Here is a 10922-nt window from a genome sequence, read left to right as displayed (position 1 = left end):
CAGGCAATTCATCACGGCCTTAAAAGAACGTGTTTCCTTGCACGCTTTCAAAAAAAGTGAGAATCTTCATTCCTGAAAATTCTCACTGTCTTACCCACACAAATTCAACTTGAATCTCAGTCAAAAACCCTGAATCTCACGTCATCTTCCAAAAATTCCTTGTCGCCCGCAGGAGCTTCGATTGATCCGAACGGCATTTCGGCCCGCAGCCTCCAGCTTTCCGGAAGATCGAACTGCTTCATGATTGCATCATCGATCAGCGGGTTATAGTGCTGAATCGAAGCTCCGATGTCGTTTTCCGCCAGCACTTCCCAGACGGCCTGCTGTGCGCCGCCGATGCCCTGTTCTGCCCAGTCGGCAAAGTTGGCGGCGTAAAGCGGGAAGTCCTGTTCCAGTTCCCTGACGGTTGCCGTTTCTGTAAAATACAGTACCGTTCCGATCCCTGCCCTGAACGTTGCGATTTTATCCTTTGTCTTCGCAAAGGCATCGTCATCTTTGATGACTTTTCTGAGTTCAGCCAGAACAATGTCCCAGACCCGGTCCGAAGATTCGCCGAACGTAATCACCGCACGAACCGTCTGACTGTTGAATGCGGTCGGAGAATTTCTGACTGCTCCTTCAATCAGTTCGGTAATCTCCTCATTGTTCATTTCGACATTCTTTCCGATTGCGTAAATCGAGCGACGCTTCCTTAAAAATTCAATTGCGTTATTCATGTCTGATCAGCCTTTCCCGTCACTTACTTTTTGTAAGCTGTTCTTTATAACATAAGTATAACGTACAATCACAGAAAAGCAAAAAATTATGCTCACTGCTTCAAATCCAGTAATCATCGTCAGCCATCGCCTCAACGCTGCCAAGCAGATAGCCGTTTCCGACCTGAGAGAAGAAGTCATGATTTGACGTTGACGTCGAAATTCCGTTCATGACGACGGGATTGACGTCCGTGGCGGTTTCATCAAACAACGGCTCAAACCCGAGATTCATCAGGGCCTTGTTGGCATTGTATCTTAAAAAGATGCCGACGTCCTTTGTCCATCCGAGTTCATCGTAAAGTTCATGCGTGTACTTTTCTTCGTTTTGATACAGATCGTAGAGCAAGTTGACGATTTCAAGCTTCAGTTTCTCCTGTTCTTCTTCTTCCAAAGTCCTGTACCTCAATTGAAACTTATAGCCGATATAAGTTCCGTGAACCGATTCGTCCCTCAGGATCAGCTTGATTATCTCGGCCACGTTGTTGAGCCGGTTGTGTCCTAGAAAGTAAAGCGGAGCATAGAATCCTGAATAAAACAGAAACGATTCCAGGAAAACGGAAGCCGCCTTCTTCATCAAGGCATCGTCTCCGCGATAGATTGCACAGATTTTTTCCGCCTTGTACTGAAGGTACTCGTTTTTCTCCGTCCATTCAAAAATCTCTTCAATTTCCGCCGGTGTGTTGAGGGTCGAGAAAATCGACGAATAGCTTTTGGCATGCACGGATTCCATGAATTCGATGTTGTTCAGCACGGCCGTTTCATGCGAAGTCACGGCATCCTTTCGCAGCGCGCTCATCCCGTCAACCGACTGCAGCGTGTCAAGCAAAGTAAGCCCGCCGAAGACCTTCTCGACCAGCGCATGCTCTTCTTCGGTCATCTTCTTCCAGTCGTTGAGGTCATTTGACAGGGGAATTCTGGTATCAAGCCAGAACTGCTCCGTCAGCTTTTCCCAAACCGCCTTGTCCAGGGCATCATCCAGCACATTCCAGTTTATGGCACGATATGTCTCTTTCATTTAAATCACACAACTTTCGCATTCGGCGAACCTGTCGCCTTCATCCTGATCGGTAAACGTTCTGACGTAATAAATCGACTTGATCTTCCTTCTGAAGGCGTAATGCCTGAGTATCGTCAAATCGCGCGTCGTCAGTTCCTCCTTATGTCCCTTCTTCCATTCGTAAAGCTCGGAAGAAGGCTTCGACCGCATGAACAAGGTCAGGCTCAGCCCCTGATCGACGTGCTTTTGCGCCGCCGCATAGGTGTCGATGACGCACCTCATATCAAGGTCATAGGCACTCGTGTAGTAAGGCAGCGTTTCTTCGGAAAGCCCTGGCGCCGGATAGTAGATCTTGCCGATTTTCTTTTCCTGACGCTCTTCAACGACCCTGACGATTGGCTGCAGGGACGCGGTCGTGTCGTTGATGTAGGAGATTGATCCAGTCGGCGCAACGGCAAGCCTGTTCTGATTGTACAACCCGTGCTTCATTACCTTCCGGCGCAGTCTGCCCCAGTCTTCTGCGCCCGGAATGAAGATTCCCCTGAAGAGTTCCTTCACTTTTGGAAAATGCAGTGTCGAATCAGCATTTTCATATTCTTCAAAATAGCTGCCGTCTGCATAACTGCTTTCCAGAAAGCCGTCAAACATCTGCTTCTTCTCAGTCGCAATTTCGTTTGAAGCAACCAGCGTCCAGTAGTTCAGCAGCATGAAGTATGTCGAAACGAATTCCAGTGCTTCCTTTGAACCGTAGCGGATTCTGTTTTGCGCAAGGAAGGAATGAAGCCCCATCGCCCCCAGTCCGATGGCGTGTGCGGTTTCGTTTCCGTGAGATACGGAAGGCACGCTTCTGATGTCTGATTCGTCAGAGACTTCCGTCAGGGCTTTCACCATCGTCTTGACGGAACCTCCGAAGTCAGGTGCCTTCATCAGGTTGGCGATGTTCGTTGACCCGAGGTTGCAGCTGATGTCACGACCGAGCCTGACGTATTCCTGCTCGTCATTGATGACGGACGGTTCCTGCACCTGCAGAATCTCTGAACACAGGTTGCTCATGACTATTTTGCCCTTGACCGGATTGCTGTCGTTGACCGTATCGATGTTGACGATATAAGGATAACCTGACTCCTGCTGAAGCTTTGAAATCTCTTCTTCGAGCATTCTCGCAGAGATTTTCTTCTTCTCGATCCGGGGATTTTCGACCATCTTATCGTATTCCCTGGTCAGATCGACGTAGGAAAACGGACAATGGTATTCCCTTTCAACAGTGTACGGTTCAAAAAGATACATCTCCTCGTTGCCGCGCGCAAGCTCGTAGAACTTGTCCGGAACGACGAGTCCCAGGGAAAGCGTCTTGACTCTGATTTTCTCATCGGCATTTTCCTTTTTGGTCCCGAGAAATTCCAGAATGTCCGGATGAAAAACGTTCAGATAGACGGCACCCGCACCTTGTCTTTGACCCAGCTGATTTGAATAGGAGAAGCTGTCTTCAAGCAGCTTCATCACGGGAACGACGCCCGAAGCCGCACCCTTGATCTGCTTGATGCTGGCTCCCCGTCCGCGCAGATTTGAAAGACTGACGCCGACGCCGCCACCGATTCTTGACAGCTGCAGGGCCGAGTTGATCATCCGCCCGATCGAGTTCATGTCGTCGGTCGTCTGAAGCAGAAAGCAGGACACGAACTCACCGCGCCGCTTTCGTCCGGCATTCAGAAAACTCGGCGTTGCCGGCTGAAACCGCTGATGCACGATTTCTTCTCCAATCATCTCCGCAAGCTCCTCATCTCCGTCAGCAAACGTCAACGCACATGCCAGAACCCTGTCGCAGAAATCTTCGAGCCAGATTTTCTGGTCATTCGTCTTCATGGCATACTGCGCATAGAACTTGTAGGCAGCCATGAATGTTCTGAACCTGAACCCGGCCTTTCGCAGCCTTTCGTCAAGTCCGTCAATGAACTCAGCCGAATATTTTCCGAAGACTTCTTCATCATAATAGCCGTTTTCGACCATCCATTCCGCATGTTCATGCTTTTTTTCAAAACGCCTGAGCTTCGGCCTGACCTCGTCTTCCAGAAACAGCTTCAGCGCCTCCCGGTCCTTGTCCAGTCTGATCCGCCCGTTTTCCGGCAGATTAAGTTCATTGTTGAGCTCGAACCATGGTTGTTTTTCGTTCAAGTTTCCTCACCTCTTCTTCAAAATTTTCAACGTCTTCCTTCGTCCCGGAAAACTCAAACGCATATATCAGCGGAACACCGTACCTTCTGGCAATGTCCCTTGCGGAAAAGACAAACAGCTCGGCAAAGTTCCGGTTGCCTGATCCCGAAACGCCGGCCAGAAATTCCTGATTCTCGCCGGTTTCAAGAAAATCGAAGACAGGCGTGATGAATTCTTCTTCATAGGTTGGAACCACCAGCACGTACGGCTCTTTCATCAGCGTCCCGGCACTCGGATCGATTTCAAGTGTCTCACAGGAACTGATTTTTGACGCAAACCGCCTTGTCTGCCCGGTCACGCTGAAGTACACGACTTTCATAAGTTAAAGGCCCTCTTCATTTTTTCCTGGTCAAATCCAGTGCAGACGACTTCGTTCGAGTCCTCAACCACCGGCAGGCTTCTGATTCCAAGCTTGCGCAGCCTTGCCATTGCGGCCTCGTCTTCGTCAATGTCGACTTCCTTGAAATCAAGGTTGTGTTCATTCAGGAACCTTCTGGTCATCATGCACTTCATGCAGCCTTTGCGACTGTATACGGTTATGTTCATCAATATCAAGCCTTTCATTACAGTTTATAATGATTATAACCGCCAGCAACATCACATACAATATATCGAAGATGTTTTGTTTCACGTACAATATGTTGTATCGGCTACTCAGCCAGCTTAGAATGTTTTTAAACTGGGATTTGACTGCTCATTTAATTCATGAAACTTTTTAAATTAAAATTGGCATAGTCAGTATGTATGTCCCGAACCATTTGTCCGCTGCCTGCTCAATCAGGGCTCCAAGGCAGGATTACGGGCAAAAAGCTGATTTTTGGGATTTGCCCGTAAGATGCAGCCACGGACTGCCTTCTTTCATGTCCCGCAGCACCCTTTGCAATACATACAAAAAAGGCGCCTCCCTTTCAGCGGAAGACGCCTGCCCTGACAGATATCAGATTTACTTGTTGACTCTCAATTTGTCCGTTTCGTTCTTCAAGTCATCTGCAATATCGCGCAAGTCGGCAACATGCTGAGTGAATTCGTCCATCGTTGCCAGAACCTCTTCGGAATTTGCGGAAACTTCTTCAGTTCCGGCCGCATTTTCCTGAGTTGAAGCGGAGATGCTTTCAAGGCCTTCAAGCACTTTGCCCTGAACTTCTTCGATCTTGTCTGAAGCTTCGGCAACACCTGCGACTTTTTGAGCCATTTCCTGGTTGCGCTTGAAGACTTCCATCGTTGACTTGATGGCTTCCTGGATCAGCTTGGACTGCTTCTGACCGCCTTCAACCGAGCTGTTCGTCTTGTCGACCATTTCCGTTGACTGCTTCTTGATGTTGTCGATGATGTCTTCGATTTCCTTCGTTGAAGCGGCACTCTGTTCGGCAAGCTTGCGGATTTCAGCCGCAACGACTGAGAAGCCCTTGCCGGCTTCGCCTGCGCTGGCGGCCTCAATCGAGGCATTCAATGCCAGCAGGTTCGTCTGACGCGAAATTTCGTTGATGACGTTGATGATCTTGGTAATGTTCTGAATGTCGCTGTTCATGTTCTGAACGCTCTGGGACAATTCCTTCATGTCATCAAGTTCAGCCACCCAGTTGTTGTTGACGTTGTCCATCGTAGTCATGTTGTCCTGGTTGATTTTGGCAGATTCATCGGATTCGGCATGCATGGCCTGAACGCTTTCGTTCAGTTCGTCGATGACCTTGGACAGTTCCTCAAGCTTCGTCACGCTTTCCTGCGTTTCCTGAGCCTGGGAGCTTGTAACTTCGGCAATGCCCGTAATCGTCTGGGCAACTTCCTCCGTTGCCTTGCCTGTCTGCTTGGAGAGTTCAAGCAATGATGCTGACTTTTCCGCAACGTTTGCCGACTGCTTCTTGACGTTCCCGATTAATTCGCCGACGGCATCAATCATTTTATTGTAGCCGAATGCAATTCTGTTGAATTCGCTGCCGTTTTGTTCCGGATTTACGAGTTTTGCCGTGACCTTTTCAGCAAAGTTCCTGGCCTTGCTGCGGTCAACCTTGATTTCGTTGAGATTGCCGCTTTCTGCTTCCTTGAAGTACTTGAGAAGCTCTTCGGCGATCCGTCCGAAGATTCCCTTGATCGTCATTGCGGCGATGATGACGACAATTGCCACGACGACCGCAATCACGCTGGCCGTCTTGATCATCGTCTGACGTTCCCTCTGAAGGTCGTTCTTCATCACATATGAATATGCCCAGTACTTGCTGCCGGCTTCGCCCTTGTTGAAATAGATGTCGGTAATCTTTGATTCGCCCTTCAGGTGAACAAATCCCCTGCGCTTTGAAGAAGCCTTGATTGCCTGATACATCTTGTCGTTTTTCAGACTGTTGCCGCGACTGTAATGACTGTCATCAATTGCGCCCTTTGAGGCAAGCGCAATTCCGTCGTTTGAAACAAGCGTCACGCGACCCGTATGACCGATCTTGAGATTGCCGATCGGACGTTCAATCGCATTAAACGAAACGTCGGTGCTGACAACGCGGGTCTTGTTGTTGTCTGTCTTGTAGGCATATGCTGCCGTGATGACATACATGCCGGTTTCGGCATCTTTATAAGGAAGAGTCCAGATTACGCTGCCCATGTCGGAAACAGCTTCCTGATACCATTCACGCGTCGTCGGCCTGTAACCTGCCGGAAGCTTGTCGGAGCTTGCGCAGTTGTCGTCCTGATCGGCAACCGTTGCCGTAATGAGGGAGTCATTTGCATTGCAAAGCTTCTTCATTTCAAGCACCAGGTTCTTCTTGTCGAACTTGCTTTCCTTAAATTCAGGGTAGGTTGCCATTTTCTTAAGCATCTTTTCAGAAGTCGTCTGAAGATGATTGCGTTCTTCCTGAATAAGATCAACGGCACTTTCCTTGGACAGATTGTTGCGTTCAATCAGGACATCAGTTGTCGTGCTGATTGAGCTGAACAGCATGACCGCAAGCGGAATGAGACCGACGGCAATCAGAATGCCCGTTATCCACTTGCCAAGTGAGCGTTGTCCTGTCTGTGATGTGTTGTTTTTCATGTCGATACGTCCTTTCGATAATATTTTGTTGAATTAATTCTCGTATAATTTATCGGACAAATAATCATGCAATTTTATGCAAGTAACATGAAAAAATATCGAACATAAAATGAACACCAACATTTCAATTACAAATGTCACTCTTTTTAAGCTAACGTACAGTCATATATATACATAAAAAGCGACAGACGCCATGCGCCTGCCGCCTTTGCAGCTGCCGTTTCATTCCTTTTTCAACTTACCATATGAATACTTTAACCAAAGCTTCTGTCTGAACTTACCAAAGCGCGTATTCAGTCTCAACTCAAATGTTCTCATCAAAATCCCTCCCAGCAAAAACCAGTGACAACAGATTTTGACTTACCACGGGCAGCGGACGGAACAGCTCCCCCTCAAGCTGTCCGCCGGTGCCTTCATCCAAGTCATTTGCAGGCCTGCACTTATAATAACGAAACCTGTCTATGAATCTGAACGCTTCTTCAGGAAATTTCCCGCATCCTTGAGAAAGCTCACGACAATTGCAGCCAAAATGAAGCTCAATGGAAATGCAGTGATGATGCTGATGCTCTGGAGATTTGCCATCGAGCTTCTTGAAAACAGCAGTGCCACCGGAAAGACAATCAGCAGAACGCACCACATGAACTGAATCAACATGGAAGGTTCCTGTCCGTCATCAAGCTTCCGGTAGCTGTAGCACGAAGCAGTGTATGCAATCGAGTCAAATGATGTCGCGTAGAAGGCAATCATCGTCACAACCACCAGCAGCATTACAAGTTCCGGACATGGCAGCGTCCTCACTATCGAGACAATCACACCGTATATGTCGCCGCTCTTCTTGAACTGCCCGATGAAGTCAGCCGCACCGCTCATCTGAAGTCCCATTGAGTAGTTGCCGAGAATGATGAAGCTCAGAAGTGTCGCACCGCCGCCAAAGGCATATCCGCCGAGGATGGTCTGCCTGACCGTCCGTCCCCTGGAAATGCTTCCGATGAAGAAAGGCGCCGCCACGCACCACACCATCCAGTAGGCCCAGTAGTAGATGGTCCAGTTCTGCGGAAATGCAGTCTTTCTGAGCGGGTCGGTGAACGTTGCAAGCTCCGGAAAATTCTGAATCATGGTTCCGAATGACTGAAATCCGGTTTCCAGGATGTAACGTGTCTGTCCGGAAAAAAGCAGCACATACACCAGAAGAATCATGAAGAGATGAACGCAGATATCCGCCAGTCTGCTGATTCCCTTTGCCTTCTTCAACAGAACCGATGTATATGTAATGAACGTCAGAATTAAAATGACTTCGTTCACAGCAAGCCTGTCTGCATGAACACCGGTAATCTGAATTATGAACTCCGAAATCAGCGGTGTTGCGACGCCAAAAGTCGTCGCCGTGCCCGCAAGCAGCGAAAACACTGCAAGCAGGTCAATGCCCCGCCCGCAGATGCCGTCCGTCCTCCCTCCAATCAGAGGCCTGCATGCTTCGGAATAACGTCTGCGCCGGCATTTTCTGACATGAAGCATAAACCCGAAGGAAACGGCCAGAACCAGGTAGAAGCTCCAGGGAATGAATCCCCAGTGGAACAGCGGATAGACGCCTGCCCAGTTCTGAACCGTCCCCATCTCCCTGATGTGAGGATCACACGCATAGCTTATCCACTCCGAAAAGGAATAGAAAAGAATGTCTGCCGCAAGCCCGCAGGTGAACATCATCGTCCCCCAGGCGGTGAATCCGTACTTCGGCTTTTCTCCCTCGTCTCCAAGAACAATCTCACCGTACCTTGAAAAGGCAATGTACAGGGATGCAAGAAAGAAGAACAGACCGACGGCAAGATACCACACACCAAACGTGTCACCAAGCATGTGCCTGATTTTCAGAAGAACTGCGTTGGATTCCGAAGGCCACGCTGAAAACGTCATGCACAGCAGGAAAACCGCGGTAAACGGCACCAGAGTTATCACCCAGTCAATCCTTCCCTTCATCATCTTCCCCCCTGTAGCTGCTGTCAATTTCAGCCAGTTCCTTCATTGTGTCGATTTCCGTCACGGCGTCTTTCTTCATCGGAAAAACCTTGAGCCTGTAGTGATTGGGATGACAGAACATTGCCACATCGTCCCAGTAGGCCTGAAAGTTTCTTCTGACCTCAAACTCAAATTCCAGGTCACATTTCAGCTGTCCTGCATCTTCTTTCGTCCAACGGGAAATTCCGTACAGCTGCCAGCCGGACCTGCCGCCCGTTCTGCTGCAGGAGACAACAGTCCCTTCATCATCGACCTGCTGAAGCCATTCGTCCGTTCCGTCCGAAACATGGACGCTGTTGTAACCCGACCTCTCAAACCACGGACTGAGAATACTGACATCTGAAATAACCTGGTCACCGTCGATGATGATCACGCTGTCAAGAAATTCACGTGCCACGTAAAGTGACGAAATGTTGTTGAACGTCTCATAGTACGGATTATATATCAGATCAATCTCCGCCTCGGGGAAACGTTCCTTCAGGTACCCGAACTTCTCAGCCATGTATCCCGTGACGATGTGAATCTCAGTGATTCCGTTCTCAATCAGCCCGCCTATCACCGTCTCTATCATTGCGACACCGTTGACTCTGACCAGAGGCTTTGGAATCTTCAGCGTCAACGGTCTCATCCGGCTCCCGAATCCGGAGGCCATTATCACCGCACGTTTAATCTGATGCATCGCATTCCTCCATCATTTCCGCTGCAATTACGCTGTACTCCTTCGCATACATGTACTGTCCCAGGGCATATTCGCCGAAATTCTCGCCCAGACTGTGCTTGTATTCGCACCAGTTGCTCCAGAGCAGACCGCATACGGCTATGTAGCAGTAAATCTTGATTCTTGTCCTGACCGGGCAACCTTCAGCAAAGTAAAGGTCAATCAGTCTGTCGACTTTTTCTCTGTCATACATCGCATAGACGGCAAACATTGCAATGTCCACATGCGGATCCTGCATCGCGGCATATTCCCAGTCAATCAGCCTGACGCCTTCTTCCGTAATCAGGAAGTTGTCGCAGACAGAATCGATGTGGCACAGTGTTCTCTGCTTGGGACATGCATCAATATATTCCTTCAGTCCAAGCACCTTGCGCTTTGTCTCTTGATAGTCACCATACACGGAAGAACTACCGCGCAGTGACTCGTAGAACTCAATCTGATCAAACAGGTTGAACTCATGATTCACCTTCAATCCGGATAAGTGAAACTTCCTGAGCATGTTCATGCAAAGTCCGACCTCGGAGAAATCATGGGCATCGCAGTTATGCGATCCCTCAATGTACTTCGTCAGCTTGTATCCGTTCTTCGGATCGAGATACAGGGGTTCGTCGTCAATGCCCGTTCCAGCAAGGACAGCGTAGTTCTCATACTCATACTCCCTGTTGATCAGACTGTCCGTCCCAACACCGGGAATGCGCATGATATACCTGCTGTTTCCTGCAGTGAACATGAATGACTCATTGGTCATGCCGTCCTTCAGAACATGAACGTCACGAATGTCCCCAGGCTCTGCCTTCAGCGTTTCGCAGATAATACGCTTGATTTCATCTCCCATGCGCACATTCTCAACTCCTTAATCACTTGCTTGTCTTTCTGACAAATGCATCCTTGGAGAAATCAAGAATCCTTTTGCCGTATGTCTCCCCTTTTTTGAAGTCAGACGGCACATACCGGTACCTTCTGAAGAAGTCAAGCAGATTTCCCATGCCAAGCTCTTCTTCTCTCAATACCTTGCCCGAACGGACCATCCGGCTCAGTTTCTCTTCATCATAATCACCGGCTGTTCTAAGGTCTGTTCCTTCAAAATCGAGCATTGCCGCCGGCTTTCCCGTATGACGGTACAGTTCAAGCATGCTTCCGTACTTGCCCAGAAATGCATCCGACCAGGCCATGGCACGATGCATGTCCGGTGTGTCGTCTAAGATGCAG

At 49.0% G+C, this 10922-nt stretch carries 9 protein-coding genes and 1 pseudogene; all 10 read right to left on the bottom strand.

Features of this window, described 5'->3' with window-relative positions; genetic code table 11:
• Positions 1-116: 116 nt before the first annotated feature.
• Complete coding sequence (locus V7Z60_RS06990; protein WP_334117119.1) at positions 117-716, bottom strand: nitroreductase family protein; 600 nt, start codon at positions 714-716, stop codon at positions 117-119.
• Between the two features lie 100 nt (positions 717-816).
• Positions 817-1770, bottom strand: coding sequence for a class 1b ribonucleoside-diphosphate reductase subunit beta (gene nrdF / locus V7Z60_RS06985; protein WP_334117118.1), 954 nt, complete (start codon positions 1768-1770; stop codon positions 817-819).
• On the bottom strand, positions 1771-3924 hold the full coding sequence (nrdE, locus tag V7Z60_RS06980) for a class 1b ribonucleoside-diphosphate reductase subunit alpha (RefSeq protein ID WP_334117117.1): 2154 nt from the start codon (positions 3922-3924) through the stop codon (positions 1771-1773).
• Entirely contained in the window at positions 3887-4282 is a 396-nt protein-coding gene (gene nrdI / locus V7Z60_RS06975) for a class Ib ribonucleoside-diphosphate reductase assembly flavoprotein NrdI (protein WP_334117116.1), read from the bottom strand. The genes nrdE and nrdI overlap by 38 nt, the downstream gene beginning before the upstream one ends.
• Positions 4279-4509 (bottom strand): glutaredoxin family protein, encoded by a 231-nt coding sequence (locus V7Z60_RS06970; RefSeq protein ID WP_334117115.1) that lies wholly within the window; start codon positions 4507-4509, stop codon positions 4279-4281. Before V7Z60_RS06970 ends, nrdI begins: the two co-directional genes overlap by 4 nt.
• A 397-nt stretch (positions 4510-4906) precedes the next feature.
• The gene (locus tag V7Z60_RS06965; protein ID WP_334117114.1) at positions 4907-6982 is read right to left on the bottom strand and encodes a methyl-accepting chemotaxis protein; all 2076 of its coding nucleotides are present in this window, start codon (positions 6980-6982) and stop codon (positions 4907-4909) included.
• Between the two features lie 459 nt (positions 6983-7441).
• Positions 7442-8956, bottom strand: a complete 1515-nt coding sequence (locus tag V7Z60_RS06960) for a BCCT family transporter (RefSeq protein WP_334117113.1) — start codon at positions 8954-8956, stop codon at positions 7442-7444.
• The gene (locus tag V7Z60_RS06955) at positions 8940-9674 is read right to left on the bottom strand and encodes a sugar phosphate nucleotidyltransferase (protein WP_334117112.1); all 735 of its coding nucleotides are present in this window, start codon (positions 9672-9674) and stop codon (positions 8940-8942) included. The genes V7Z60_RS06960 and V7Z60_RS06955 overlap by 17 nt, the downstream gene beginning before the upstream one ends.
• Complete coding sequence (locus V7Z60_RS06950) at positions 9661-10548, bottom strand: choline/ethanolamine kinase family protein (protein ID WP_334117120.1); 888 nt, start codon at positions 10546-10548, stop codon at positions 9661-9663. The genes V7Z60_RS06955 and V7Z60_RS06950 overlap by 14 nt, the downstream gene beginning before the upstream one ends.
• A 22-nt stretch (positions 10549-10570) precedes the next feature.
• Positions 10571-10922 (bottom strand): annotated as a pseudogene (locus V7Z60_RS06945) (hypothetical protein); the annotation flags it as partial.

The organism is Ligilactobacillus sp., assembly GCF_036846325.1.
In the GTDB taxonomy this organism is placed as follows: domain Bacteria; phylum Bacillota; class Bacilli; order Lactobacillales; family Lactobacillaceae; genus Ligilactobacillus.
This window is presented reverse-complemented; position numbering and strand designations above follow the sequence as displayed.

What these genes read in the sequence shown, in the direction of transcription:
- V7Z60_RS06990 (WP_334117119.1), bottom strand. Translation starts at nt 716, where the DNA reads ATGAATAACGCAATTGAATTTTTAAGGAAGCGTCGCTCGATTTACGCA.
- V7Z60_RS06960 (WP_334117113.1), bottom strand. Translation starts at nt 8,956, where the DNA reads ATGAAGGGAAGGATTGACTGGGTGATAACTCTGGTGCCGTTTACCGCG.
- V7Z60_RS06970 (WP_334117115.1), bottom strand. Translation starts at nt 4,509, where the DNA reads ATGAACATAACCGTATACAGTCGCAAAGGCTGCATGAAGTGCATGATG.
- V7Z60_RS06950 (WP_334117120.1), bottom strand. Translation starts at nt 10,548, where the DNA reads ATGGGAGATGAAATCAAGCGTATTATCTGCGAAACGCTGAAGGCAGAG.
- nrdI (WP_334117116.1), bottom strand. Translation starts at nt 4,282, where the DNA reads ATGAAAGTCGTGTACTTCAGCGTGACCGGGCAGACAAGGCGGTTTGCG.
- V7Z60_RS06965 (WP_334117114.1), bottom strand. Translation starts at nt 6,982, where the DNA reads ATGAAAAACAACACATCACAGACAGGACAACGCTCACTTGGCAAGTGG.
- V7Z60_RS06955 (WP_334117112.1), bottom strand. Translation starts at nt 9,674, where the DNA reads ATGCATCAGATTAAACGTGCGGTGATAATGGCCTCCGGATTCGGGAGC.
- nrdF (WP_334117118.1), bottom strand. Translation starts at nt 1,770, where the DNA reads ATGAAAGAGACATATCGTGCCATAAACTGGAATGTGCTGGATGATGCC.